Below are 25,610 nucleotides of genomic sequence, written 5' to 3'. Positions count from 1 at the left end.
TTCGTTAAGTTGGAATGTGGTTTATGGTACGTAATGTTGGAAAGAAACAGTTGTCTGTTTGGGCAAAACTCTACGCCTCATCAGGTGCGTTGGTGATCGTTGGCCTTGTCCTTATGTATTGGAGTCAAAGTATATATTTTGTAGCAGGTAACGCTATTCGGGTTGGTAGTATAGTTGCAGGCTTCTTTTTAATTATGCTGGCATCTATCATTCGCGCTAAATTTTCGGTTCTTAATCATTTACCAATGCTGTTGCTTTCTGGGGCCTACTTTGTCGCTTTAGCTTTACTTTCAAAAGTGCAAAATCACGCGATAGTCTATGATTCAACGCAGATTGTGTTTAATATTATGTGTTTGATGCTGTTTTGTGCTGGTTATGTGTTAGCAGTAGAGAAGGGAGAAGATTTTCTTAGTTCTAAACATTGGTCCTTTGTTGTTGTTGCTTTGGTTGCTGCTGTAGCTCTTATGGCATTTATGAGGTTTGTAAAACAGATTAGCTTTGCTGGTGCATCTCGAGATTATGCTGAAACGGGATTGAACCCAGTAGGTGTTGCATATGCGAACATGTGTTTGAGTTTGATATTTCTTGTTCTTGGTGTCTTGAGCGAAAGTGTTTGGCGAAAGGTGTTGTATATCCTTGTGGGGAGTTTAGCATCCTTTATTGTTCTTTCTTCCGCCTCTAAGGGGGCGGTGTTGTGGGGGGCGGGAGCTATTGTTTATTTTGTTATACTCACTCGCCATCGAAGATATTTTTCTCTCAAGAATCTAGGCTTTTTGTTTCTTGGAATTGCTATAGTCGTTCCGATTTTATTTGTGTTTTATAAGACTAATTATGGCATTGCTGAACGTATAGATGTTTTAATTGATAGGTTTGAACTTATGTTTTTATCGCTTGCTGGCGGTCCGGTGACGGATGGCTCCTCTATGTCTAGGGAGTATATGTGGCTAAGCTATTTGAATAGTCTTAGTGAATGGGTGTTCTTGGGGGAAAGGAATTATCAGGGCTATCCGCATAATCAGTGGCTGGAAATGCTTGTGCGCTTTGGGCTTTTAGGGCTACCGATGCTGTTTATGTCAATTTTGGTTCTGTCAAATTTAATGTGGAGAACTCTTAGGTTTCGCTTTCACCCAGATTTAGAGTATAGCGTAATTGCAACATTATTTGTTTTTTCCTATCTGCAATCTATGAGCAGCCTGAGTTTACACATGAATCGAGCGTTGTGGCTTGGCTTTGGGTATTTTTTAGGGTACATGTTTGTAAATCGTAGGCGAATGAAGCGCAATATGCCTATGCGCATTCATACACATTAACCAGCTAACAATATAGATTACATTTCATATGCGTGTTTCGGTCGCCGCCAGTTCGATGTTTTCCGGCTGCATGTGGCTGTGGTGGCGTGGCGTTTATCAGGGGGGGGGGGGGGGGCTGTTGTGAGCAGTGGTCAACTGAAGGTCAAGCAGTGGCTGGAGAAAAGCAAAGAGGGCGTCGAGTTGTTCTTCCTGTCGAGTTATGGCGCAGATCCCTCCCCGACGAATACCTCGACCAGACCCTTAGGCTTGAGTCTTTTAAGGCGAAACCAGGGCATTGCGAAAATGTCCTCAAGGGCAACCAACGTCAAGGTCGCGATGTTTATGCTCTCAATCCAATCCCAAGAATCGCACCATGCTTCCGGCACCCAATCGCTGATACGCGCATAATGTAGTTTTTACAATAACGGAATAAGAAGGACTGATGGACTTTTGCACTCAAGTTTTAGATAAATATATTCCAAGATGTTTGTAATTAGTGCGGTGGTGCCAACGCGCAATCGTATTGGTCTTCTGGCGGACGCCATTGCTTCATTGGTTGGTGTTGAGCGCATCGTTGTTGTTGATGACGCAAGCGAAGAGGCTAATGTCGTATCGGACTTAGCTGATTCCCATCGGAATGTAACCTTGTTTAGGAATGATATAGCGAAAGGCGCTGCCGCCTGTCGCAATATTGGGGTTGGACTAAGTGACGGTGAGTGGATATTGTTTTTAGACGATGATGACATCCTGTTGGATGGATATTTAAAAGAAATGGCGGGTGTAATCCGTGCACACCCTGAGGTTGAGGCGTGGGCTCCTAGTTACCGTGAAGGACGCCAGCATACTCGCCGTCGAGTAAGGGACTGTGATGTAAACTTTGTGAACGCGGTATCTGGCTGTTCTGGATTTTTGATTAAGCGAAAGCTATTTGATGATATCGGTGGATTTGATGAGGCTCTAGTTTCAATGCAGGACTGGGATTTGTGGATGCGTATTGTTGGTCGGAGTCAGTTTTGGTATAGTGGTATTGTTGGGGTGTCATATGCATTGGCTAGCCCGGGGAAGATAACGCATAATTTATGGTCGAAATACAGGGGGCTTCGACGTTTGTACATCAAGCATAAATTACGGTTCGGGAGCTTTGCCTGCATATGGCATTTACACCGCTTGTATGCTCTTCGTATTATACTGAATCTCTCAAGATTCAGTTCGAGGCGCACATTTTTCAGCCCACTAGTTGCGTTTTATTGGCTACGTTGGAGGCGCTATGCAGTCTAGCGCGCAAACAGCTGTTTTGTCTTTGGGGACGGAAGGAAAGTTTCAAGATATATTGGGGACAATTCTGCTAATCGTTCCGGTGTATCGGAGTTATACTGCTTTTTTAAATGGCATGGCACATCGGTTGGCTGATCGGGGATGGCGTGTGCATGTTGCGACCGACGCTCAAGGTGTAGAAGTTGTAGGTGAGTGTGGTGTGGATGTGCACTCGATTTGTATGCCGCGAGGCGCAAATCCGATTATGATATTGCAGGCTAGTCGAGCGCTGGAGAAGCTTATTCAGCAGCTCAAGCCTGATGTTGTTCACGCGCATTTCTCTATTAGTCTGCTGGTGCTGGCATTGACAAGAAGGCAGCCAGGGATTCGTTATTTTGGCACCTTTCAAGGCATGCGCTTTCCGCCGGTAACCGGGCTCAGTCGGTTCTTGTACAAATGCATTGAGTGCTTTAGCATTTATAGATTGGATCTTAGTTGGGTCTTGACCAAAGATGATTACCGGGCTGTTCCAAGTTGGCTGAAGGCTAGAGTTCAAGTGCAATCGGGCTACGGGTTTGGTTGTGATATTGATCGTTTTGATTACTCTAGGTTCAATTTTGAAGATAGATTGTCATTGCGAGAGGGCGTCGGAATTACGAATGATGCTTTTGTTTTCATCTTTCTTGGTCGCTTTACTGAGTTCAAGGGCTTCGCATTAGTGATTGACGCCTTCGTGCAGCTACGAAGGAAATACAAAAATGTAGAGTTGCTTGTAGTTGGCGAAGTCGATGAGCTACACCCTTTGTCTGAAGGTGTCCCGATGATACTCGAAGGAATGCATATCTGTGGTTGGCAAGAGGATCCCGCTGCATACATGGCAATTGCAAATTGTATGGTATTTCCCAGCAATCGTGAAGGGATGCCAGTTTGTGTAATGGAGGCAATTGCAATGGGATTGCCGGTTATTACTTCAGATGCACGTGGTTGTCGGGATTTGGCTGAGGATTTTGTGGGCGTTGTGGCTGTGGAGCGAACGGTAGCTTCTGTCATCTCAGCAATGGAGCATCGTTTGCTGCAGTGGGATGGGGACATTATGCAAGAGCGAGTGGTGAGCCGCGCTGAACGATATAAGATTGACCGCCAGCGCTTTTATGAAGCTGTAGATACTGAGCTATGCTTTGGGCTGAAGAAGTCATGATGAAAATCGCAATGCAGCAACCAATCATTACCGACTACCGGATGGGGGTCTTTCTGCTGTTGCGGAAGCGCTATGGCGATGGGTTTCAGATTTATGCTGGCGTTTCTGATTTTGGTGGTTCTCCTGTATCTACGCCTGAAGCCTGGCGGCATTTTAAAAGGGTTCAGAATTTGTATCTCTTTGGTGGTGGGTTTTTATGGCAAAAAGGTGGTTTGCTGAAGCTTGTCCAGGCTGATGTGGCGATTCTCAATGCGAATATGAGAATGCTTTCCAATACCGTGGTCATGGTATTGCGGTTTATGCTGAGGCGTCCAACGCTGCTTTGGGGGCATGCGAAAGGCCAATGTGTATTCGCTGATAAGTTTCGTGGGGTTTACCTAAGAATGTGTTCTGGCTTTATTGCCTACACCGAGAGTCAGGCGGAATATTTAGAGGATCGCTACAAATGGCTGCGAGTCCAGGTTGCTGCCAATGCTTGTGTTCATGCTGAGGATTGCCAATCAATTGAATCGCAGCTCTCCGATTTGAATTCCTTTCTGTATGTAGGGCGTCTCGTTCCGGAGAAAAAAGTTGAACTCTTGCTGAATGCTTTTCTTCATGCTAAAAAGTCTGGGCTACTTAATGATGAAGTTCGCTTGGTGTTCGTTGGTGATGGTGTCGAGCGGCGACGTTTGGAAACTCAGGCGCATGATTCTGGGTGTGGCGATTCCGTGGTTTTTGTTGGCCATGTGTCCGATGTGAAAGAGTTAAGAGTGCTATACGGTAACGCAATATGCTCGGTGTCGCCTGGTTATGTTGGACTTTCCGCCACGCAATCATTCAGCTTTGGTGTACCGATGTTAGTCGCTAAGGATGAATTTCATTCTCCAGAAATCGAGGCCTGTTTGGAGGGCTTTAATGCTGAGTTCTTTGCATCGGATGATCCGACAGAATTGGCGCTCGGATTGGAGAGAATGGCAGGGAAGGAAATGCTGCATCGCTACTTTCACTCACGGAAGCAAATTGCGGAATGGACGAAGGAGCGTTATTCGTTTGAGGCAATGTCGAATTCCTTTGTCCATATCATTGAATTAACTAAGCATAATGTTTTTTGATTGATAAAGGCATGGAAATGCGTGATAAAGTATTACTTTCGGGGCCTCGTCTCAAAGAGAAAATGAATGGAGTCTCGTTAGCATTTGAGTTGCTCGTGAGAGGCTTTCGTGAGCGTGATATGCCCTGTGTTGTTGTTGACACCGCTTTTGCTGGAGCACCCAGTAGGCCCGGAGCGGTATCTATTCGGCGTTTGCTGGAGACTGCTGTTGTGATCTTTCAGGTGTGGCTTGGTCTGCTGAAGTGCCAACGGTTGTACGCGACGATGTCGACATCATTGCCAGGGTTTTGGCGCGACTATTTGTGTGTGCTTGGGGCAAGGCTTTTGGGGCGACGGGTCATAATGCATTTACATGGTGGTGGTTTTGCTGACCTTTATAATTCACAAGGAGCATGGGTCCGACGGCGCATTGAAGCAAATCTTAGGCGAATTGATCAAATAATCGTTTTAGGTGAGTTGCTGAAGGACCAATTCCGCGTTACAAATGTTGATATTGATGGCAAATTGGTCGTGGTGCCCAATGGACTTACTTTAGGCGTTGAAGAGCCAGAAAGCGTACAGCGCTGCGCGCCAAGAGGTCGTCCAGTAAAGTTGCTCTATGTTTCGAGTCTCATGGCTAGTAAGGGATATCTGGATGTGATTAAGGCGGTGGCTGTTTTGCATAAAAAGTTTCCCGGTATGTTCGAATTTGATTTGTGTGGTGGGTTTGCGGACGCTATAACTGAGGATCAAGAAGTTATAACGAGTGAGTCTGCTTTGATTGAATATATAGAGGAATTGGGCCTTAGTGAGGCGATCACTTATCATGGGCAAGTTGATGGGGCGTCAAAAGAGAAAGTCTTTTTAGAGGCAGACGTTTTTCTTCTGCCAACCTATTATCCGTGGGAGGGGCAACCTTTGAGTATCATCGAAGCAATGGCGTATGCATTGCCTGTTGTTACTACTAAGCATAAAGGGATTCCCGAATTAGTTGTGGATGGAGAAAACGGCGTTTGGGTAGATGGTAAATCACCATCATCTATCGCTAGCGCGATACAGAAAATTGTTTGGTCTGGTGGGGCTTATGATGAGATGTCGCGGGATGCTCGAAATAAGTATTTAAGAAACTTTACACGCGATGTCCATTTGAAGAAGTTGATTACAAAAATTTTTGAACTTTAATATGCTTTGAGCTTCGGTGATTAGATTTTATGTCATAAACTTGCGTGAATGAGCGTTATTCGTATTTAATTTTATCTGACTTATGAGTGTATGTCAAATTGCCCACTATGGCCTGCAACGCAGCGGTACAAACTATTTTGAGGCGCTCATGAAGCGTCGATTCCGAGTGAAGGTATACGGAAATCGAATCGCTCGAAATAGTCCGCATAACAAGCATTTTAGAATCTATGATGAAAAAGAATTAGTACCAGACGATCTTTATCGTAATGATTTGTTTATTGAATCGTTGAACGATCTAGAGTGTGGTTTGAGTCATATTCCCCGTTTTTATTTTATAATGTCTAAAGATCCCTACAGTTGGCTAGTGAGCTATATGAGGTGGGCAAAGAAGTGTGGCTGGAGGGAACCGGGTTTTCATTATGCAACAGAGTATCAGTTGTTTTACAAAAAATGGCTCGATATCGGTAGTGAAGATTCAAGAGTTTTCTTTATACGTTATATCGATTTGTTAATTGATCCTGAATCAGTGATTTCTGATGTTAAGAAAAAATGTGGGTTGGAAGATCGATTGCTTTCGTTCCTAATGTCTAAGAGAGTGGCGAAGGTTGGTCAATCTTCTACCTTTACCGATGATCGAATGAAGTATTATAAGGATAAGAGATATTTAGCTGACATTGATGAGAGTGATGTGAACCACATCAATTCCATCGTGTCGCAAGATGTGTTACGTGGGTTAGGTTATGCTTACGAGGTCTTGTAGAGTTTGGTGGAGGAATGTTTATGTTACCTGACTTCGTTATTATCGGTGCGCAAAAATCTGCATCTACTTTTGTTCAGTCCTGTCTGGCAGAGCATCCAGATATCTACATGCCGAACGGAGAAATACCGTTTTTCGAGACGCCAGACTATGAAAGTGGTGATATTAGCATGGTTGAAGCTCTATTCAATGGGCGAAACGAGTCGTGTCTGGGAATCAAAAGACCAAACTATCTGGCTAGGACAGAGGTTCCTACTCGTTTGATGCGGCACTTGCCTGAAGCAAAGTTGATAGTTGTTTTAAGAAACCCAGTTGAACGAGCTCTTTCTGCCTATTTTCATTTGATTAATTATGGTTTTATCCCACCTCTAGATGCCGAGGTTGGACTTCCGAAGTGCTTTGATGATTGCGATTATCTTACGAGATTTCCGCGTGCATCTGAAATACTGGAGTTCGGTTTTTATGGAAAGTGTATGCAGCGATATTTGTATTATTTGGATAGAGGCAGACTGTTATGCTTTTTGCATGAAGATATTCTTTCTGATCCTTATGCGGCGATCAGAAAGGCTTATTCATTTTTAGAGGTAGATGATGCTTATACTCCCGTTAGCCTGAGTTCTAGGCCACAGAAGGTTGTGTATAATATTTCTCGTCTAAAATTGCTTAGTCTAAGGAACCGATTTATGTATGAATATTTTGATGGGAATTCAAGGCTGCGCGTGAAGCGAATGTCACCAAGCGATTATTTGATTGCAGGGGGGATAACGCTTTTTGATCGTCATATTGCCTCTCGTTTGTTTTCCAATGCCAAGCCAAATATATCGACTGGTCTTAAGAGAAAAATGTATGGCTATTATGAGAGTGACATTGATCAGCTGGAGAAATTAATTTCTAGGGATTTAGCATCATGGAGGCTCTAAGTGTATCGTTGCTGATTTCTATGAACTGCTTCGGGTTTCTGTTGAAATTTCGATAATAAATTTTGTAATGTTTATTCAATGGATTGCTATTTGTCTTGTTGGTGAGTAGTTGTTTCTACTATGGGTGCCCAAAATCATAGATGTTTTTATCCACAAGTATACCGTTCTGAGCTAAGCCTGAAAAATAAGCTTGGCCGAGTGGCTTGGGCTGTTGCTTGGCTGTTGCTGTTTCGACCTAGTCCCCGGCCCTTGTTCGGGTGGCGACGTTTTTTAGTACGCTGTTTTGGTGGGAAAATTGGCGCAGACGTCCACATGTATCCGTCGGTGCGCATTTTTGCCCCCTGGAATTTAGAAATCGGTGATCGTGGGTGTTTGGGGGATTTTGTGGACTGCTATTGTGTCTCGAAAATCTACATAGGAGTAGATGCAACCGCTAGCCAATACGTCTATCTCTGCACAGCATCACATGACATCGAAAGCCCGTCACGAGACTTGAAAACGGCGCCGATACGGTTGGAGCGTGGTTCATGGGTGTTTGCAGGCTCATTTGTTGGGCCAGGCGTTACGGTGGGGGAAGGCGCGATAGTCGGCGCTCGTAGCTTGGTCGTGAAATCAGTCGCGCCATATGAAGTAGTCGGTGGAAATCCAGCCAAATTCATCAAAAAGCGCAAAGCCGAGTGGGTTGAGCGTGGTGAGTAACGTTTTTGTGGAGGGCAACGCTTCGTCGTTGCCGCCAGCGTCCCGCTGGACCGATTGTTTTACTTTAACAACAATGCGTACTTCGACGGATGCGGCAACGACTAAGCGTTGCCCTTCAGCTTTCACGAGCGAAGAAAAGCCACGGACTGCCCAGTCCGTGGCTTTGCGTGTAGTTCGAGCAGTGTCTAAGGCTTGTTTAAGCGCTGCTAAACCGTTGTTTGGTCTGTGTTAAACCGTTGTTTGGTCTGTGTTAAACCGTTGTTTAGGCTGTGCTAAGGGCTTGTTTAGCCTATGCGAGCCTTTGGCTTATGTTGTTTACTGTCGAGTTAGCTGACGACTTCGGCTTCAAGGACGCCCGTTCGCAGGGTTTCACCGCCGCGAATGCGGGCACGCACTTCGACCCGGTAAGTCTGGTCAGTGGGGAGGGCTTCCGGGATGCGGAAGATCAGCTCCTTAGGCGTGTTACGTTTGATCTGGGCCAGACGGGTTTCCGAGCTGTCAGCGGTGTTGATGAAGAACAGACCTTCGTCCGGGACGTCGGGGTTGAACTTCAGGCGACTGCCTGCAATGGACGCAATGTCGCCCGGCGTGATTTGCTCATTGATGGTTCCGCTGCCGTCGTCGACGAAGTCGAAGAGCAGCGGGGCCGGCGGGATGCCATCCACGCGTTCGGGCGAGGCTTTCCGACGGAGCGTTTCCAGCAGGCGACGGCTGCCGGAGGCGTTCAGGGACACGCGGTGGCGCGTGGCGTCGAAGGAGTCGTTCTTGCTGTCGAAGTTGCCGACGATGCCGGGCCAAAGTTGGACGAGGCCGCCCATGTTGACCCGGTTGCCGTCGATCAGCAGGCTTTCGACGGCGCGAATCGATTCAGTGAGGACGGCCAGGATGTCCGCCTCCGTGATGGTCGATCCGAGCAGAATCATCCGGTCAACGACCGCTTGGAGGTCCTTGCTGTCGTTGACGTGGGTGATTGCCCGGTACTGGTTGCCCTCGGGAGTGAGGGTGTTGGGGAATAGTGCGTATTTTAGTGACATGGCTTTAGTGGTATTTGGATGCAGATTGTCGGATTGGAGCCGAGAATCTGCGCATTAGTGGTTCATATGTATAGTCTTATGGTTTGTGTTGTTTATTTTAGTTTGGGTTTGCACTCGAAAGTGCCTAATTGCGTATTTAAGAATTCACTAAATTTACTATTATATTAAATAATAAACAAGAATTTATTATTGAGGGTAAGGATTCTCGTTTTTGGAGGGCAATCTCACGTGCCAAATAGTTGGCGCAGTAGCTGGTTGTAGCACAGGCGTCTCGCCTGTGTTTGATTCAAGCAAAAGATGGCAAAGTATCAAAATCGTCGAGCGAGGCACAGGCGGGACGCCTATGCTACTCAATGATGCGTCTTCAGGCTGAGAAAACTCCACTTAGCAACCTGCCCTCCAGTTTGAATGAACGTTACTTTCCATTACCGTAAGCAAGGCTGTGCGTTTAGCATGGAGCAGGTGTTTGCGGATTTGCGGGGCGCGTTGCCGCAGGATATTGTGCAGTCAGAGTTTTTTTGTCCGCATCGAGCTGCTGCGCCACGGGCGATGTGGGAAAATTGCCAGCAGGCCAAACGGCATGTTGGCGAGGTGAATCACATCACTGGCGAGGTGCATTATTTGGCGCTGGCTTTACCGAGGCGGGGGCTCGTGTTGACGATTCATGACACTGGCGACACCAATGCCTTCAGTGGGTGGAAGAAGCGGGTGTTCGAATATTTGTGGTTCACCGGGCCAATTCGACGCGCGCAGGCAGTTACCTTTATTTCGGAGAGCTCGCGTCGAGCGACTGAGCAGTTGATCGGGCGGCGGATTCCACTTGCGGAGGTAATTCCGGATCCGGTTTCGCCAGCATTTTGCTATGAGCCTAAAGCCTTTCCGCAGCACACGCCGCGCATTTTGTGTCTGGGGACGAAGGTGAATAAAAACCTTGAGCGGCTGGCAGAAGCGTTATGCGGGCTAGATGTCGAACTACGCTTGATTGGCGAGCCAACTGAGCAACAGGCGAATGCATTTAGAGAAAATAAGATCAAGCTGAGCACGGCCCAAAACTTGTTGGCGGAGGAGATCGTTGAAGAATACCGGGCAGCGGACATTGTCTCGCTGGTTTCTACCTTTGAGGGTTTCGGTTTGCCGATCGTGGAAGGGCAGGCAACCGGTCGCGTGGTCATTACGTCCAATATCGAACCGATGATCGACACCGCTGGTGATGGCGCGTGTTTGGTGGACCCCATGGATGTTGGCTCGATGCGCGCAGGCTTTGAGCGATTGTTACATGATGCCCGTTTGCGAGCTGCGCTGATCGAAAAGGGACTTGTTAATGCGCAGCGTTTTTCGGCCGAGACGATTGCTGGGCAATATGCGTCGCTTTACGAACGTGTTCTAAACGAAAGCTGAATTTGATGTCGAAACGTCTCTTACTCATTTCTCAGGTTTATGTGCCGGACCCTGCGGCAGTTGGCCAATACATGGCGGATGCAGCCGAGGAAATGGCGGCCCGTGGCTGGGAAGTGGTGGTGCTCACAGCTGACCGGGGCTACGATAACCCAGAGGAGCAATTTCCCAAGCGCGAAGTCCTCAATGGCGTGCAGATCCGGCGTTTGCCGTTTTCATCTTTGGGGAAGGGGAGCATTAAGCAGCGTTTGGCGGGGCAGTTGCTCTTTTGTTTTCAGGCATTTTTGCATGGTTTGTTCATGCGTAAGCCTGATGCCGTGCTGGTGACGACGTCCCCGCCAATGGGCAGTGGTGTGGCTGTGGCCCTGCGTTTGTTGCGCCGCATCAAGGTTAAGTTTTGGGTGATGGACATCAACCCGGACCAAGTGGTCGTGCAGAATATTTTGCCAGAAACTCATCCTATGGTGAAAGCGTTCGATTGGCTGAATCGACGCGCCTTGGCCTCAGCATCGGATGTGATTTCGTTGGATCGCTTCATGCAGACATCGATGCAGCGGAAATTACCTGCAGCGAAATGCGCTTATCATGAAATCCCTCCTTGGCCGATGGAGACATACCTGGAGCGTGTTGAGCATGCAGAAAATCCCTTTCGTGTAGAGCATGGCTTCGAGGGGAAGTTCGTGGTTATGTATAGTGGCAACCATTCGGTGGTTCATCCGCTCGGGACCGTTATTCAGGCTGCGTTGCGCATGCAGGATTGTGAGCAGATCGTCTTTGTTTTCATTGGTGGGGGGCTGGGAAAACAGGACGTGGAGGATGCTATCGCGGAACATCAGCCGAACAACATCGTATCGCTTCCTTATCAGCCGCTCGATAAAATCAAGTATTCACTGTCGGCTGCGGATTTGCACTTGGTCAGCATGGGGGAAAAAATGGTGGGCGTGGTTCACCCCTGCAAGTTTTACAATGCGCTATCTCTGTCCAAGCCGATACTATTAATCGGTCCCAGTGAATGCCACATCGGCGATGTGCTGCAGGAGCATGATTGCGGTTGGCGGGTGGATCATGGCGACGTAGACGCAGCGGAAAACCTTTTTCGATCACTAGTTGATGACTCGTCTGACGTGAAAGCTAAGGGCGATGCAGGGCGTCAGGCCGTTGATTCAGGCCTGAGTAAACGCGCCTTAATTCAACGATTTGTCGAGATCATTGAACGATGAAAACATACATCCTTTGCTGTGTTTTTGCCTTTGGATGGCTCATGGCCGCACCCAACCATCGTGAGGCAGCGGTGGAGTCTGTTGTGGTGTGGAGCGGTGACGCGGTGATTGGCCCGATTTATTATCCGGCAAACGCGGATGCGGACTCGCCATCCAGGCTCGTTGCCGAAGATTTGGGGCGTATATTGAAAATTGCTTCTGGTTGTGAGTGGAGTGTTTTGCCTGAGCCCAGTGCGGAAGTTGCGGCGGACGGTATTTTCATCGGTGATACATTGCGCTCTCGATTAGATGGCGTTTATGGGTCCTGGGATGCGCGTCCCACGACGGGTATGAGTCGTCGTGAATTGCTGACGAGTGGATCGTGGGATCGGACGACTGTTTTGGCGCATCCGCGTAGATTGGTGATTAATGGCAGTACGCCTGAGGCGACGCGAAATGGCGTTTACCAGTTGTTGCAGAAGACGCTGGGTTGCCGGTGGATACTCCCTGGGGAGAGCGGTGAGCGAATTCCGCACAGCACGCGATTCACGCTAAGAGTTGGCTGGCGTGATCTGAAACCGGATTTCCTGGATCGAAAATTTTTACTCGCAGGCTCACTCAATAAACCCAATGAGCAAGGCCTGTGGGCGATTCGTAACGGGGCCAGTAGCCATTTTTCTTTTAACCATTCGCTGCATCGTATTTTTACCAAGGAAGTATTGCGAGAGAATCCAGAGTGGCGGGCGGTGCGGTTTGGAAAGCGTTCTTCACTACGTGATGTCAGGGGGAATGGCGCACAACCTGATTTGCTGAACGGCGAAGTTATCGATTTCGCTACCGATTATGCGCTTGGACAACGCGAGCAAGATGCCGACTTGTTGACGCTCTCTGTCGCGACGAATGATTCAATTCGGTATGATGGTTCAGAAACGACTATGACATACCTTCAACCGCTCGAATACTTTCGTGGGAAGCCAAATTATTCGGATCTCGTTTTCAACTTTACCAATGAAGTCGCGGCGGCAGTTGGCAGTGCGGCGCATCCACTTTTCATCACTCAGTTGGCTTACATGTGGACGGAACGACCGCCAAAGTTTTCGGTGGCTGAAAACGTGATCCCTTACATCTGCACGGATCAAAGCCAATGGTACGATCCCCGTTATCGCCGTGATGATAAGGAATTAATCGAAGCATGGGGGACGGCTGGTCCGTTGATGCTTGGAGCTTGGGAATACTATCAGGGGCAACCCTACTTGATTCCGAGATACTTTCCTTCTTTGGAGGCGGAAAGCTTGAAATGGCTTTGGGAAAACCGGACGCGTGGAGTCTTTTTTTCCGGGCATCCGGTATGGGAATATGATGCGCCAAAATATTGGTTGGCGGGAAGGTTGGCTTGGGATGTTTCGCAGGACTATGAGCAACTCTTAGCGGAGTATTTTGCAATTACCTATGGTCCAGCCGCCGACGCCATGAAGCGTTTTTTTGCAGAGGCGGAAATTGCGTGGCTGACTCAACCTGGTGAGGGCATGTGGTTGAAATATTGGAACAATCCGGATCAGTTTGCTTTGTATCCAGCGGAACGATGCATGTTGATGAGGCAATGCTTGGCTGAGGCCAGTCAGGCAGCGGAAGAGATTGAAGATGCGCGCTTTCGCGATCAGGTTCTGGATTTAATTAATCAAACGGAAAGTGCCTTGGCGGTAACTGAGGCTGGCGCTGTTCTTTACCATGCTTGGCTGAAAATGCCCTATCCTGGTCAAGACGTTGCTCCTAGCACAGAAGAAATAGCGGAATTTCAAGATAAGCGGTCAGATTGGCTTAAGGTCGATAAAAGCTCATTTACGCGGCACCAGGACATCATCCAAATCATGGATGGCTTGGACCCGCTGTCACGCTGGAGTTCCGACTGGGAGACGGTTGATTTGGAGAATTTTGCTGAACCAATTTTCGAAGGCGATCTTATGGGCGCCGGTCCAGATAGCATTGGGCCTGATCGTTTTCGTCGCGCTTGGGCTGTTTTGGCCTCACATGCCGAGGGATTAAGTGTGAAACGCAAGTTAGAGCCAGCGCCACATGTTCGGATTGAAGGAGCAGACTATTTCAATCTATATCGTTGGTTGGATATAGCCTCTGGTATCTCAGGTGAATTCAAGCTTAGTGTAGGGGTGCGCGGCAAGGTGAGTCCTGGTGCTCAGGTGGAGATCAATCTTTACTTTATGGATACTGAAGGCCAAGTCTCGGAGTCGATCTACAGTGATCGACTGCATCCAGGGGAGTTTGATGACTGGCTTGTTTTGGCGAGGGAGACTCAAATTCCTACAGATGCGTCGCGCGTATGTGTCGGTGTCCGCATTGCTGAACAGTATCCAGGCGATTGGCTTGAGATTCAATACCTGGATTTACAGTTTCGCAGTCAAGAATGATGCTTTTCATCTCTGAGATGTATGCCATTGAGGGTGGTTTCGGCTTGCCCCGCGTATCCATTCGAAGGTAGGGAGTTCTGCTTTCCATGTTTACTGAAATCCCTAAATTTTGCAATGAATGATCTAACCAAATACTTTGCCGTATTTGGCGTAGCCTTCATTCTGTCTCTGATCTTGACGCGCGTCATGGTCTGGCTGGGCCCGCGCTTGGGGATGATCGACCTGCCGGATGAACGGCGCATTCACACCAAACCGATTCCACGAGCAGGTGGCGTAGCGGTCTTTTTGGCGTTCAATTTCACAGTGATGATATTGTACGCATATATCTTCCCAAGCTCATATGTTGCTGTTAGTTGGTTTACTGGGCGATTGGATATGGATTGGTGGCAGAGCTTCCTCATTGCGTCTTCGATTCTCTGTGCGATTGGAATCTGGGACGATATCAAAGGGATACGGCCAATCATTAAGCTGGGTGGGCAGGTATTGGCCAGTGTCGTTCTGTTTATGTTGACGGATAAGGGGTTCAACACGGTGTTGGGCATTGAGCTTCCTTGGTTTCTAAATTTGGTCCTCACCATTGTCTGGTGTGTAGCGCTGATTAATGCATTTAATCTAATCGATGGTTTAGATGGCTTATGTGGTGGGTTAGCGGTTATTTCCTGCTTGGGTATCGGGGCGGCTTTTTTGCTGCGTGGAGAATCGTCTGACTCGTTGGTGGCATTGGCCTTGATTGGTTCGGTGCTTGGGTTTCTGCGTTATAATTTTCACCCGGCGAAGATTTTTCTTGGAGATACGGGCTCGATGTTCCTGGGATTTACGCTCGCCTCACTCGCAATGGAAAGCGCGGGGAAATCCACGGTGTTGGTGAGCATTGGCGTTCCGTTCCTGGCAGCTGGGGTGCCGATTATGGACACAATCCTGGCGATCTGGCGCCGTTCTGCACGAAGGCTTACTGCGAAGCTGTCAGGTGAAGAGGATGGCCCGAAAATTATGGGAGCGGATAAGGACCACCTGCACCATCGACTTTTGGAGGCAGGTTTTTCCCAGCGGAAGGTCGCCCTCTTGATGTATGTGGGTAATTTCCTGCTAGTTACGATTGGGCTGTTCACCATCTTCATCAACAAGGCAATGGTAGGCTTGTTTTTGATCGTCTTCATTGCCGGGGTGTACGTGGTGGTTCGTCACGTGGTGCATGTTGAAATTTGGGATACGGGCCGACTATTGGTTCAAGGAATTAAGCGACCAGGGCGCGCGCTTTATGGCATGCTTTTTTATCCGGTTTGGGATTTGGTTTGGCTGTCCATCAGTCTGGTGATTGCCATGCTACTGGAAATCCCGCAAATGCATCAGTTACAAATCGGCGACTGGGCAAGGTTGTTGCCGGTATGGATTTCGCCAGTGTTCCTGATGTTGGTATTGGGCAATACGTATTCTCGCGTCTGGTCGCGTGGTAATTTTCGAGACTACATGTTGCTGTTCTTTTCGTTGAACATCGGCATCTTACTCACCTTTGCATTCCTTTCAGCAGCGGAGGCGGACATCCGAACAGCCAACATTAAGATATGCGTGGCTTTTTCCTACATTTCGATGTTTGGCGTATTTGGCCCACGGGTGATCATGCAAACTTTGCGTGAATGGATGTTGGTCACCGCCTTGGAAGAGCGCACCAGCAATCGCTACGTGGTGCGTCATATTTTGCTTTATGGCGCTGGTGACCGCGGTTCGCTTTTCTTGCGGGAATTGCGTCTTATTCATCCAGACGAAATGGCCACGCGCAAAATTGTTGGCTTTCTCGATGACGATCTCAATTTACGTCGCCGCTATGTGCAAGGCGTTCGCGTTCTCGGTGCGCTTGATGAGCTTGAAGCCGTGCTTGAAGAGCATGATATCGATGAGATCATCATTACCGCAGACCTACATGAAGCCAACCGCGAGCGATTGAGTGAATTGGCGGCCCGAAAGGGAGTGCACTTGAGTGCTTGGAGCACTAATTTTGAAGAAATCCTTCATGCCGCAGATGATCCCCCGATAAACTCCCCTAAGTTAACTTGATTGGCTACAGCGCTACTTGCATGCACGAATATTACTACGCTGAATTATGAAAATGTTTCGCCCTCTGAACGAAGTCAAAATTGCGGTTATCGGCCTTGGTTATGTTGGTCTGCCGTTGGCATTGTGTTTGGCGCGCCGGTTTCAGGTCATTGGTTTTGATATCAGTGAGGCGCGAATCGCACAGTTGAAATCGGGTGAAGACGTGACGGGCGAAGCCGCGAAGGAAGAGCTCGAGGCATCCAAGATGTCCTTTACGCGAGACCACTCAGATTTGCTCGATGTTGATGTTTTCATCGTCACAGTGCCAACACCGATCGACGCGCATCGCCGACCTGACCTGAGGGCGGTTTGCTCTGCCAGCGAGATGGTTGGCAAGCACATGAAAGAAGGCGCGATCATTGTCTATGAATCCACGGTGTATCCAGGTCTGACTGAGGAAGTGTGCGTGCCGATCCTCGAATCCAGCAGCGGTTACAAATGGCAGAGCGGATTCTTCGTTGGTTACTCACCTGAACGAATCAACCCGGGAGATCGCGAGCACACGGTCGACAAAATTACTAAGGTTGTGGCGGGCGATACGGCTGATACCCTGGACTATCTTGCTGAAATCTATGGAGCGGTGATTGAGGCCGGTGTTCACCGTGCTGAAAGCATTAAAGTCGCCGAAGCCGCCAAGGTTATTGAGAACACGCAACGTGATTTGAACATTGCGCTGATGAACGAACTCGCGGTGTTGTTTGATCGCCTCGAAATTAACACTGACGCCGTGCTGCGGGCAGCTGGCACGAAGTGGAATTTCCTACCGTTTCAGCCGGGCTTGGTCGGAGGGCATTGCATCGGAGTTGATCCCTATTACCTGACGCATAAGGCGCAGGAAGTGGGGCATCACCCGGACTTGATCCTCGCCGGGCGTCGCATCAATGACCGCATGGGACCTTACATCGGTCAGCAAATGATTCACGGTCTGATCCGTTCAGGCAGCACGGTTAAAGGCGCTAAAGTGCTCATCCTCGGCTGGACTTTTAAAGAAAACGTGCCCGATGTCCGCAACACACGCGTTGTCGAGGTCTATCAACATTTAACTAAGTTTGGCGTTGAACCAGTTGTCTGTGATCCCTTCGCAGATCCAGAAGAAGTCCAGGAAGAGTATGGCGTCGAAATCGTGGAAGAGCTGCCCAGCGATACCCAGTTTGAGGGAGTTTTGGCGGCCGTCCGTCATCGGCAGTTCTGTGAACAACTGACGCCGGTTCAACTCCGTGCGCTTTGTGTGGGCGAAAAGCCCAGCTTAGTTGATGTGCGTGGTGTTTTTGATCGTCAGGCTTCAATCGATGCCGGTTTCGATTACTGGCGCCTGTAGCGCATCAACTGCATAATCTAACTGGATACATGAAGCGCCTGTTTGATTTCGTTTTCGCGCTTCTGTTGCTATTGGCATTGTGGCCGGTGTTACTTGTCCTCGCGCTACTGGTGCGTGTTAAATTGGGCAGCCCGGTTTTATTCCGCCAGCCGCGCCCCGGCCTGAATGGAAAGGTCTTTGAGCTAATCAAGTTCCGGTCCATGACCGACGAAAAAAACAGTGCGGGTGAACTTTTGCCTGACGAAGAACGTCTGACTGCATTTGGGACCTGGCTGCGCGCAACCAGTCTGGATGAACTGCCGGAGTTGCTCAATATCCTGCGGGGGCAGATGAGCTTCGTCGGTCCCCGGCCTTTATTAGTGCGTTATCTGGAGCGCTATACGCCCGAACAGGCGCGTCGCCACGAAGTGCGCCCGGGGATAACTGGTTGGGCTCAGATCAATGGTCGGAATGCAATCTCCTGGGAGGAAAAGTTTCGCTTGGACGTTTGGTACGTGGAGCATCAGTCGTTCTTGCTGGATCTGAAAATTTTATTTTCAACCTTGGCCAAAGTTATTCGCCGCGAAGGTATTTCGGCTAGCGGGGAGGCGACGATGCCAGAATTTATGGGGACCGGGCATGAGCGCAAGTGACGAACTCCAACTGCACCACATTGGTTATTTGGTAAAGGACCTCGTCGTTGCCCAACAACATTGGGAACAGGCGTATGGCTATCACGCTCATGGTCAGACGATTCAGGATGTCGGTCAACAAGCGCGCGTTTTGCTGCTACGCAAACGGAGTGAGCGCCACTGGATCGAACTGATTTCACCAGACTCTGAACAAAGCCATTTGCATGGAGCTTTGCAGCGCAAAGTAAGCCTACATCATGTCGCCTATCAAGTTGAGGATATGATGTCGTCGGCTCAATCTCTGCGCGCGGCTGGGGGCCTTCCGTTGTCCAAGCCAGTCATTGGCGCCGCGTTTCAGCGCACAATCATGTGGTTTCACGATCCGCTCAAAGGCTTAGTCGAACTGATTGCTGCTGGCGAAGGGCCGTATCAATTGGATTGAATGCACACGCGTCGCCTGTAATTTTCTGCATATGTCTACACCCCTCCTTATCATTGGCGCTGGTGGCTTTTCACTCGAAGCCATCTGGATTGCGCAAGCAATGAATGCTGCGAAAACCGCCAGTTGGGAGTTGGTCGGATTGGCTGATGAGCAGGTTGCGTCGGGTAAGCAGATGGGAGGCTTTCGCGTAATCGGCACACCGACTGAGGCGGCGGAGCAACTGCCCGAAAATTGTGCATTCCACGTTGCCATCGGCAATAACGAGGTGCGCCTGCGCTTGGCCGAGGAGTGTGTTGGTCTGGGGATGTCGCCAGCGTCGCTCATTAGTCCACGTGCGGAAATTGCTCCCGACGCTCAAATCGGCAGCGGTTGCTTTATCGGGCACTTTGCGTCGATTGCTCCAGAAACAGTCATTGAGGAGCAGGCTTTGATTAACATGCATGCGGTAGTTGGCCATGAAGCTTTTATTGGCGCTGGCGCTCAGCTCTGCCCCGGCGCCGTGGTTACTGGGCGTTGCCGGGTGGGCAAGGGTGCATTTCTCGGCAGCAACGCCGTGTTGCAGCCATGCGTTTCGGTCGGCGATTGGGCGCGGATCTCAGCCAATACTTTTGCCGCGACAGATGTCGAACCCGGCGTGACGCTGGCTACGATGCCCGGGCGTCCAGTGTTTGCCCGTAAGCGTAAAGGCTAGCGCGCTTGACTTCTGCTGGCAGAATCGGCACTCCCTTAGCTCATGGAAGAAAAGCTTCGCGACCTCATCATTGCCCAGCTCAAAATCGATCCGAGCCAATACTCGGATGATTTGGGAGCGGGAGATATTCCCGAGTGGGATTCTCTGGCGCATATGAATCTGATTATGGCCGTAGAGCGTGAGTTCAAAGTGACCTTCGATGTCGCTGACGCGGTCGATTTGGAAACGGTCGGTGATTTTCAGGATGCCCTCCGCCGATATCAGATTTCGTAATTTGTTGAGTGGCGCATTGCGCACACAGTAAGCGTGGAAAAACTGGCCGACATCATTGCACGTGGTCGTTGTGAATGGCCGGAAAAGTTGGCTGTCGCCGATGTTGGCTGCACGCTGACATACGCAGAGTTGGCCGAGCAGGTTATGCGGGTTGCCGCTTGGTTGGGCCAGCAAGGCATTGTGCCAGGAGACCGGGTGGTTTTGTCGTTGCCGAACAGCGTGCGCTACGTTGTTGCGTTCTTTGGCGTGCAATGGGCAGGGGCGGTGACTACGCCGCTCGACCCTGCGTTGCCGGAGTCACAACGTGTGGCGATCCTAGAGCGAACTGGCGCCAAATGCGTATTGACCGCAGAGTCGCCTTGGGAGGCAATCTTTGCAACTCCACCGAAAGCGCAATCGTCACAGCGAGAACCGCAAGACCTAGCCTCGCTCATGTTTACCACGGGCACCACTGGCCAACCGAAGGGTGTGATGCTCACCCACAGAAATGTCTTTGCCGCGATCCACAACATCGTGAGCTTTTTGCGTTATGGGCCAGAGGATCGGGAAGTGATTACGCTGCCGCTTTCGCATAACTTCGGTTTGGGGCATGTGCTGTGTAATTTAGTCTCAGGCGGCGCCGTTTATTTGGAACCGGGGCTGACGCGCGTAGGACGTGTCCTAAAGGCGATTGAGTTGTTCGGCGCCACGGGATTTCCCACCACCCCGCTTGGAGTTGCGCTACTGCTGGATCGCTACCGCGCGGTATTCATTGAGCGCGCAAAGGGTTTACGGTTTATGGTGGTGAACTCAGCGCCACTGCCACCAGAGAGAACCGCCCAACTACAGGATGCGCTGCCGGGGGTGGATATCCATGTTTACTACGGACTGACGGAAGCGTCGCGCTCGACTTTTATTTCGCTGACTCATGAGGGGCCCAAGCGCTATGCATCGGTTGGCCAACCAATGGCTGATGTGCGCATTGACTTGGACGAGTCTGGGGAAATCCTGATCCACGGGCCAACGGTGACGCCGGGCTACTGGCAAGATGCGGAATTGACCAATGCAGCGTTGCCCAATGGCGTTCTGCACACTGGAGACCTTGGGCGATTCGATGACGAGGGGTTCCTTTACATCATCGGTCGAGCCGACGACATCATTAACTTGGGCGGCTATAAAATCAACCCACGAGACGTGGAGCGTGTGTTGGAACTATACCCTGGATTGAGTGAAGCAGCCGTTACGGGGGGGGATTCGCTTTGCGCTTTTTATGTCGCTTCGGAGGAGCTTGATTCAGAAGTGTTGTTCAAACATTGCCGCCGCTATCTGCCGGTCCATGAAACGCCGCAACGGTTCCAGCGTGTTGCAGCAATGCCCCGGACGGATAGTGGTAAATTAAAGCGCCGGGAGCTCCACATTACTGGCGATTGACCTTTCGTGGATCGCTCCTAAATTTGTAATTCCTCAATGCTTCAACTGCGTTTGCCATTGCCCCGTTTTGTGTCGGCTGGAGAAATCTTCAGTGGGAGCGGCTCCTTGGGCGCGCTGCGAGCACTGGATGCGTCCAAGGCGGCGGTGCTTGTATCGTCGACGGTATTGCAGAAACATGCTGCTGTTATTGAACGCTCTATTCGCGCTGAGGCGGTCAAGTTGGTGGAAATGCCACGGGGCGAACCAACCTTGCAGTCGCTCCAGCCGGTCATGCATGAACTGGAAACCTTTCAGCCGGATTGGATCATTGCGATTGGTGGCGGTTCGGTGATCGATGGCGCGAAGATCGCGTGGGTTCTTTACGAACACCCGGCGGTGGACCGTGAGCGTCTTCGACTGCTGGGGGGCATTCCAACTTTGCGTGGCAAAGCAAAATTCGCCGCAGTTCCCACTACTACAGGAACCGGCTCGGAAGTCAGTTCATCAGCGTTACTGGTTGATGACGAGACCGGGCGCAAGCAGGCTTTGGTTTCGTTGGAACTGCTGCCGGATGTCGCCGTGCTCGATCCTCGCTTGGCGGTTGGTTGCCCTCCTGAGGTCGTTGCGCAATCGGGGCTGGATGCGTTGGCGCATGCGTTGGAGAGCTATGTGTCGTGCTTGGAGAATCCGTTGGCGGACATCCTTGCGGAGAAGGCTGCAGCGGAAATCTTTGCGGGTTTGACAACTTTAGTTGCACATCCAGATGACGAGGCTGCCTGTCTGCGAATGCTGCATGCGTCGTTATTGGCCGGATGGGTGCAAAACCAGAAAATCCCGGGCATCGGGCATGCCATTGCGCATCAGTTGGGGGCCTACGGCATGCCGCATGGGGCGGCGACCGGTCGATTGCTTCCAGCGGCGATGCGTTATAATTGTGGTGATGAAAAAGTCCGCGCGAAGTATGATTCCCTGGCGGGCGCATTGAATTTGGATGACTCCGATGCGTTGATTGCGCAGGTGGATGCTTTGCTGGCAGAAGTTCCTATTTCGCCAATTCCTGCTGAAGTATTCAACCAGTTGGAAGCAATTACCATCGGTGCGATGGAAGACCCGTGCGCCCGCTTTAATCCGCGAGCCGTCGATGGCGAAGCGGTGAGTTTTGTTTTCGAAAACGCGCGATGATCGACGATCTGATTAAAACGCCGCCTTACAGTTTGACGCAGGAAATGCGTCAGGCGCAGCTCTTGGCGGCGATGCATGAGGCTTATCGGCATCACTTTGAAAACTGTCCGGCATATCGGCGTTTTTGCCAAGCGCGTGGCTTGGACGCTGATGCGCAATTCGTCGCGCTGGCCGATTTTCCCTACCTGCCGGTGCAGGCGTTTAAGGACTCGGCGGACTTGCTGCGTTCGGCGCCGGATGAGGCGATTAAAACGACATTGCAATCATCGGCGACGAGCGGTGCGCCAAGCTCAGTGGCGATCGATGCCCTGACCGCGAAGCGTCAAGTCCGAGCCCTGGCCTCAGTGTTGGGGGCGTCCTTGGGGCCCAAGCGCCGACCCTTGCTGGTGTTCGACGCCGACCCAAGGTCGGGCAGGGGAGCCATGGGCGCGCGCAGTGCAGCGGTGCAGGGCTTTCTCAATCTGGCTCGTGAGGTGACTTACTCCATGGCGCCCGAGGATGGCGTGCTTACTTTGCAGCGCAAAGTATTGGATGATCTTGTTGCGCATTGGGCAAAATCGGATGAGCCCGTTTTGCTGTTTGGTTTTACGTTTCTGGTGTATTCCATGGTGCTTGAGCCGCTGGCAGACGCGGGCGTCAAGTTGGCGTTGCCCGCGGGATCTCGCCTTGCCCATTTGGGTGGCTGGAAGAAGCTTGCCGACCAAGCTGTCTCCCGGGAAGTCTTTGCCCAAAAAGCGGAGCTGGTGTTTGGCTTACGGGCGGAAAATATCGTCGATTTTTACGGATTCACAGAGCAGATGGGTGTGACGTACCCCGACGCGCCGAATGGCGAAAAAATCGCTCCGGCTTTTGCGGAAGTCATCGTGCGAGATCCGCAGACTTTGCTGCCGACGCCAGATGGCGAAGTCGGCCTTTTGCAGTTTCTAACGCCGCTTCCTCACAGCTATCCAGGCATCTCTGTGCTCACGGATGATATCGGGGTCGTCACCAATCGCCGTGGCGATGGAGAGTGGCGGGGCACGCAGTTCCGGGTGCTTGGCCGCGCCAAACAAGCTGAGGCCCGTGGCTGTGGCGATATCCTGGGCGATAAAATTGCGGCTGCACGCCAGCAAGCAAACAGTGGGCTGGGAGACGTGCGGTTGCTGTTCTCGTCAGCAGCTTCACCGGCCATCGGCGGAGCGTGGAATGCGCCGTTGGCCATGAACTCGTTACCAACCGTGGATTCAGTTGAATCGCAGGCTGCGGAATTAATGCGTGGGCGCGAACGATTGGATCAATATTCGGTCGATGATTTGATTGCGCTAATCGTCGCTGCGGCGGAGCGGTGGGCCGCGCCGGATTCACCTTTGCGCGAATTGCGCCAGCAGGGCTTGTTGTTTTTAAGCTCTTGGTGTCGACCCGAGCGCTTGGCGCGTCTGGCCGATGAAAGCTTGCGTGGACGCCGTGGGTATCTGGATGGCCCGTTGCCGATCGGCGGTAACCGTGTGCGTCAGTTGGGCGCCCGGCATCGTGGACTCGTTGTCCATTGGCTGGCGGGAAATGTGCCCGTGCTGGGCATGTTGGCTTTGGTGCAGTCGATTTTGGCGCGGAATGCGAATTTACTTAAGGCGGCCAGTCGCTTCACGCGCGTGTTGCCTATGCTGTTGGATGCGTTTCGTGATTTGCGGGTGACCACGCCTGGGGGGCGCGTTTTGGAAGGCAATGACATCCTGCAGTCCATCGCGGTCGTTTACTGCGACCGGCATGACTTGAAAGCGGCGGAAAAAATATCCCGAGAGGCAGATGTGCGTCTGGCTTGGGGGGGGAGAGAGGCCGTCGAAGCTGTTGTTGCTTTACCCCGCAAAGTTAGCGCTGAAGACATTATTTTCGGACCAAAACTATCCTTCATGGTGATTGGGCAAAGCGCGCTTAAAAATGAGCGGACGTTCAAGCGACTGGCTCGTCGTGCGGCGACAGATGTCTGTGTCTTTGAACAGACCGGTTGCGCTTCGCCACATACGATATTTATCGAGCGGGGGGACACGTTTTCCGCCCAAGTGTTTGCAGAGCAATTGGCTGAAGAGCTTGAAAAAGCGATGGTGCGGTTCCCTCCGGCTCCGGTTGGCCCCGATGACGCATCACGCATCGAAGCGCGTCGGATACGTGGTGAATTAACCGGGCAAGTCTGGCGCTCTGAGGGAACTGCCTGGACGGTGATTTTAGAGGAGCCCGGCGTCGAATTGGCGACTCCATGTTACGGCCGTGTGATCACGGTGCGAGAGGTGAATCTGGCCGAAGATGTTTTGCCGCTGGTGCATGATGGCATACAAACGGTAGGCTTGGCCTTGACTGGACAACAGCGGTTGGACTTTGCGCGCGAGGCGGCTCGCCGTGGCGCCGAGCGCTTCCCCGACATCGGGCGCATGACGTTTTTTGAGTCGCCTTGGGACGGCTTGTTCCCGCTGGATCGTTTCGTCAAGTGGTATACACTCGGCGGTCCGCTTTAGGCCTGCTCTGGCGCAGCGGGCGGGGTCAGGGTTAAGTCCGCCAGATCTTTGAGGATTTCCTGCATGACGGGCAGATCCCAGATTTCATCGATTGGCTTGTTGCTGTTGATGCGCACAAAAAATTGTTCACGTTGCTGATGCAAACCGTAGGTAAAGAGTGTTTTGATTGGGTCCCAGCGGTCCCATTGGCCTGGCTTGGTGCGATTGACGTAGAGGTGGTCGCCCAAGACATGCCAGTACGCAACGTACTCAGTGTGATGGTCCTTTTCGAGCGTGCGCATTTCCGCTGGGTAAATTGGTTGTTCATCCACGGCGCAGGCAACCGAGAAACCACTCTCTTCGGGCTTCAAGGTCCAGCCGCTGCGAACCCAGCATACATCTGGCGTATGAGATTGGACCAAGCGCACTGGCATCATTTTGGGTTCCCAATAAGCCACATAAACGCCGATCGTCGTCCCCCCGCGTTGGTAAGTGCGGTAAACGGCCTGAGAAAAATTAAGAATGCCTTCCACGGTCTCTTCCATTGCCTCAGTTTCCGCCAATGGCTTTTCTTCGATTTGCCATCCATCAAATTCCGAGACCAACTGCTCTTTCAAGTCACCGGACATCGTTTTGGCCGGGGTATAGAGCAGGGACGTGTAGGCCAAGGCCACTGCGCTGAGCAGGACCACTAACACTCCGATAATGAGGAAAATTTTGCGCATG

The 25,610-nt window shown here is 50.8% G+C and carries 22 protein-coding genes; 19 read left to right on the top strand and 3 right to left on the bottom strand.

Annotated features, from left to right (window positions below):
* Positions 1-14 precede the first annotated feature (14 nt).
* The 7 genes from RBB63_RS05315 (at position 15) to RBB63_RS05285 (ending at position 7,672) form a co-directional block, all read left to right on the top strand.
* A complete protein-coding gene (locus RBB63_RS05315; protein ID WP_309381835.1) occupies positions 15-1,310 on the top strand; it encodes an O-antigen ligase family protein in 1,296 nt (431 codons plus the stop codon).
* A 462-nt stretch (positions 1,311-1,772) separates the two neighbouring features.
* Positions 1,773-2,567, top strand: a complete 795-nt coding sequence (locus tag RBB63_RS05310) for a glycosyltransferase family 2 protein (protein WP_309381833.1) — start codon at positions 1,773-1,775, stop codon at positions 2,565-2,567.
* Complete coding sequence (locus RBB63_RS05305) at positions 2,557-3,741, top strand: glycosyltransferase (RefSeq protein ID WP_309381831.1); 1,185 nt, start codon at positions 2,557-2,559, stop codon at positions 3,739-3,741. The genes RBB63_RS05310 and RBB63_RS05305 overlap by 11 nt, the downstream gene beginning before the upstream one ends.
* Positions 3,717-4,835: a glycosyltransferase gene (locus RBB63_RS05300; RefSeq protein ID WP_309381829.1), complete on the top strand. Its 1,119-nt coding sequence runs from the start codon at positions 3,717-3,719 to the stop codon at positions 4,833-4,835. Before RBB63_RS05305 ends, RBB63_RS05300 begins: the two co-directional genes overlap by 25 nt.
* A complete protein-coding gene (locus RBB63_RS05295; RefSeq protein WP_309381827.1) occupies positions 4,832-5,995 on the top strand; it encodes a glycosyltransferase family 4 protein in 1,164 nt (387 codons plus the stop codon). The genes RBB63_RS05300 and RBB63_RS05295 overlap by 4 nt, the downstream gene beginning before the upstream one ends.
* Before the next feature lie 82 nt (positions 5,996-6,077).
* Positions 6,078-6,755 carry a hypothetical protein gene (locus RBB63_RS05290; RefSeq protein WP_309381825.1) on the top strand — a complete coding sequence of 226 codons (678 nt, stop codon included), beginning with the start codon at positions 6,078-6,080 and terminating at the stop codon, positions 6,753-6,755.
* 20 nt (positions 6,756-6,775) lie between these two features.
* Positions 6,776-7,672 (top strand): sulfotransferase family protein, encoded by an 897-nt coding sequence (locus RBB63_RS05285; protein ID WP_309381823.1) that lies wholly within the window; start codon positions 6,776-6,778, stop codon positions 7,670-7,672.
* A 612-nt stretch (positions 7,673-8,284) separates the two neighbouring features.
* Here RBB63_RS05285 and RBB63_RS05280 read toward each other — a convergent pair.
* A complete protein-coding gene (locus RBB63_RS05280; protein ID WP_309381821.1) occupies positions 8,285-8,497 on the bottom strand; it encodes a hypothetical protein in 213 nt (70 codons plus the stop codon).
* 200 nt (positions 8,498-8,697) lie between these two features.
* A complete protein-coding gene (locus tag RBB63_RS05275; protein ID WP_309381819.1) occupies positions 8,698-9,405 on the bottom strand; it encodes an HU family DNA-binding protein in 708 nt (235 codons plus the stop codon).
* Positions 9,406-9,813: 408 nt separating this feature from the next.
* Here RBB63_RS05275 and RBB63_RS05270 point away from each other — a divergent pair, with 408 nt between their 5' ends.
* The 12 genes from RBB63_RS05270 (at position 9,814) to RBB63_RS05215 (ending at position 24,905) form a co-directional block, all read left to right on the top strand.
* Positions 9,814-10,803, top strand: a complete 990-nt coding sequence (locus RBB63_RS05270; RefSeq protein WP_309381817.1) for a glycosyltransferase — start codon at positions 9,814-9,816, stop codon at positions 10,801-10,803.
* 5 nt (positions 10,804-10,808) lie between these two features.
* Entirely contained in the window at positions 10,809-12,020 is a 1,212-nt protein-coding gene (locus tag RBB63_RS05265) for a glycosyltransferase family 4 protein (protein ID WP_309381815.1), read from the top strand.
* Positions 12,017-14,422 (top strand): DUF4838 domain-containing protein, encoded by a 2,406-nt coding sequence (locus RBB63_RS05260; protein ID WP_309381813.1) that lies wholly within the window; start codon positions 12,017-12,019, stop codon positions 14,420-14,422. Before RBB63_RS05265 ends, RBB63_RS05260 begins: the two co-directional genes overlap by 4 nt.
* Before the next feature lie 213 nt (positions 14,423-14,635).
* A complete protein-coding gene (locus RBB63_RS05255; protein WP_309381811.1) occupies positions 14,636-16,474 on the top strand; it encodes a hypothetical protein in 1,839 nt (612 codons plus the stop codon).
* Between the two features lie 46 nt (positions 16,475-16,520).
* On the top strand, positions 16,521-17,831 hold the full coding sequence (locus RBB63_RS05250) for a nucleotide sugar dehydrogenase (protein WP_309381809.1): 1,311 nt from the start codon (positions 16,521-16,523) through the stop codon (positions 17,829-17,831).
* Positions 17,832-17,860: 29 nt separating this feature from the next.
* Complete coding sequence (locus tag RBB63_RS05245; protein WP_309381807.1) at positions 17,861-18,463, top strand: sugar transferase; 603 nt, start codon at positions 17,861-17,863, stop codon at positions 18,461-18,463.
* Entirely contained in the window at positions 18,450-18,884 is a 435-nt protein-coding gene (locus RBB63_RS05240) for a VOC family protein (RefSeq protein ID WP_309381805.1), read from the top strand. Before RBB63_RS05245 ends, RBB63_RS05240 begins: the two co-directional genes overlap by 14 nt.
* A 31-nt stretch (positions 18,885-18,915) precedes the next feature.
* The gene (locus RBB63_RS05235) at positions 18,916-19,575 is read left to right on the top strand and encodes a PglD-related sugar-binding protein (protein WP_309381803.1); all 660 of its coding nucleotides are present in this window, start codon (positions 18,916-18,918) and stop codon (positions 19,573-19,575) included.
* Between the two features lie 42 nt (positions 19,576-19,617).
* Positions 19,618-19,848 (top strand): acyl carrier protein, encoded by a 231-nt coding sequence (locus RBB63_RS05230; protein ID WP_309381801.1) that lies wholly within the window; start codon positions 19,618-19,620, stop codon positions 19,846-19,848.
* Between the two features lie 33 nt (positions 19,849-19,881).
* Entirely contained in the window at positions 19,882-21,258 is a 1,377-nt protein-coding gene (locus RBB63_RS05225) for a class I adenylate-forming enzyme family protein (protein ID WP_309381799.1), read from the top strand.
* A 36-nt stretch (positions 21,259-21,294) separates the two neighbouring features.
* The gene (locus RBB63_RS05220; RefSeq protein WP_309381797.1) at positions 21,295-22,419 is read left to right on the top strand and encodes an iron-containing alcohol dehydrogenase; all 1,125 of its coding nucleotides are present in this window, start codon (positions 21,295-21,297) and stop codon (positions 22,417-22,419) included.
* A complete protein-coding gene (locus RBB63_RS05215) occupies positions 22,416-24,905 on the top strand; it encodes a LuxE/PaaK family acyltransferase (RefSeq protein WP_309381795.1) in 2,490 nt (829 codons plus the stop codon). Before RBB63_RS05220 ends, RBB63_RS05215 begins: the two co-directional genes overlap by 4 nt.
* Here RBB63_RS05215 and RBB63_RS05210 read toward each other — a convergent pair.
* A complete protein-coding gene (locus RBB63_RS05210) occupies positions 24,902-25,609 on the bottom strand; it encodes an exosortase-associated EpsI family protein (protein WP_309381793.1) in 708 nt (235 codons plus the stop codon). The two genes, RBB63_RS05215 and RBB63_RS05210, sit on opposite strands and share 4 nt — an antisense overlap.
* Between the last annotated feature and the right edge of the window lies 1 nt (position 25,610).

Origin of the sequence: Cerasicoccus frondis (assembly GCA_031296915.1) — a bacterium.
Classification (GTDB): domain Bacteria; phylum Verrucomicrobiota; class Verrucomicrobiia; order Opitutales; family Cerasicoccaceae; genus Cerasicoccus; species Cerasicoccus frondis.
This window is presented reverse-complemented; position numbering and strand designations above follow the sequence as displayed.

What these genes read in the sequence shown, in the direction of transcription:
- RBB63_RS05250 (WP_309381809.1), top strand. Translation starts at nt 16,521, where the DNA reads ATGAAAATGTTTCGCCCTCTGAACGAAGTCAAAATTGCGGTTATCGGC.
- RBB63_RS05265 (WP_309381815.1), top strand. Translation starts at nt 10,809, where the DNA reads ATGTCGAAACGTCTCTTACTCATTTCTCAGGTTTATGTGCCGGACCCT.
- RBB63_RS05255 (WP_309381811.1), top strand. Translation starts at nt 14,636, where the DNA reads ATGATCGACCTGCCGGATGAACGGCGCATTCACACCAAACCGATTCCA.
- RBB63_RS05315 (WP_309381835.1), top strand. Translation starts at nt 15, where the DNA reads ATGTGGTTTATGGTACGTAATGTTGGAAAGAAACAGTTGTCTGTTTGG.
- RBB63_RS05235 (WP_309381803.1), top strand. Translation starts at nt 18,916, where the DNA reads ATGTCTACACCCCTCCTTATCATTGGCGCTGGTGGCTTTTCACTCGAA.
- RBB63_RS05285 (WP_309381823.1), top strand. Translation starts at nt 6,776, where the DNA reads ATGTTACCTGACTTCGTTATTATCGGTGCGCAAAAATCTGCATCTACT.
- RBB63_RS05245 (WP_309381807.1), top strand. Translation starts at nt 17,861, where the DNA reads ATGAAGCGCCTGTTTGATTTCGTTTTCGCGCTTCTGTTGCTATTGGCA.
- RBB63_RS05305 (WP_309381831.1), top strand. Translation starts at nt 2,557, where the DNA reads ATGCAGTCTAGCGCGCAAACAGCTGTTTTGTCTTTGGGGACGGAAGGA.
- RBB63_RS05270 (WP_309381817.1), top strand. Translation starts at nt 9,814, where the DNA reads ATGAACGTTACTTTCCATTACCGTAAGCAAGGCTGTGCGTTTAGCATG.
- RBB63_RS05300 (WP_309381829.1), top strand. Translation starts at nt 3,717, where the DNA reads ATGCTTTGGGCTGAAGAAGTCATGATGAAAATCGCAATGCAGCAACCA.
- RBB63_RS05275 (WP_309381819.1), bottom strand. Translation starts at nt 9,405, where the DNA reads ATGTCACTAAAATACGCACTATTCCCCAACACCCTCACTCCCGAGGGC.
- RBB63_RS05210 (WP_309381793.1), bottom strand. Translation starts at nt 25,609, where the DNA reads ATGCGCAAAATTTTCCTCATTATCGGAGTGTTAGTGGTCCTGCTCAGC.
- RBB63_RS05290 (WP_309381825.1), top strand. Translation starts at nt 6,078, where the DNA reads ATGAGTGTATGTCAAATTGCCCACTATGGCCTGCAACGCAGCGGTACA.
- RBB63_RS05215 (WP_309381795.1), top strand. Translation starts at nt 22,416, where the DNA reads ATGATCGACGATCTGATTAAAACGCCGCCTTACAGTTTGACGCAGGAA.
- RBB63_RS05240 (WP_309381805.1), top strand. Translation starts at nt 18,450, where the DNA reads ATGAGCGCAAGTGACGAACTCCAACTGCACCACATTGGTTATTTGGTA.
- RBB63_RS05220 (WP_309381797.1), top strand. Translation starts at nt 21,295, where the DNA reads ATGCTTCAACTGCGTTTGCCATTGCCCCGTTTTGTGTCGGCTGGAGAA.
- RBB63_RS05310 (WP_309381833.1), top strand. Translation starts at nt 1,773, where the DNA reads ATGTTTGTAATTAGTGCGGTGGTGCCAACGCGCAATCGTATTGGTCTT.
- RBB63_RS05230 (WP_309381801.1), top strand. Translation starts at nt 19,618, where the DNA reads ATGGAAGAAAAGCTTCGCGACCTCATCATTGCCCAGCTCAAAATCGAT.
- RBB63_RS05260 (WP_309381813.1), top strand. Translation starts at nt 12,017, where the DNA reads ATGAAAACATACATCCTTTGCTGTGTTTTTGCCTTTGGATGGCTCATG.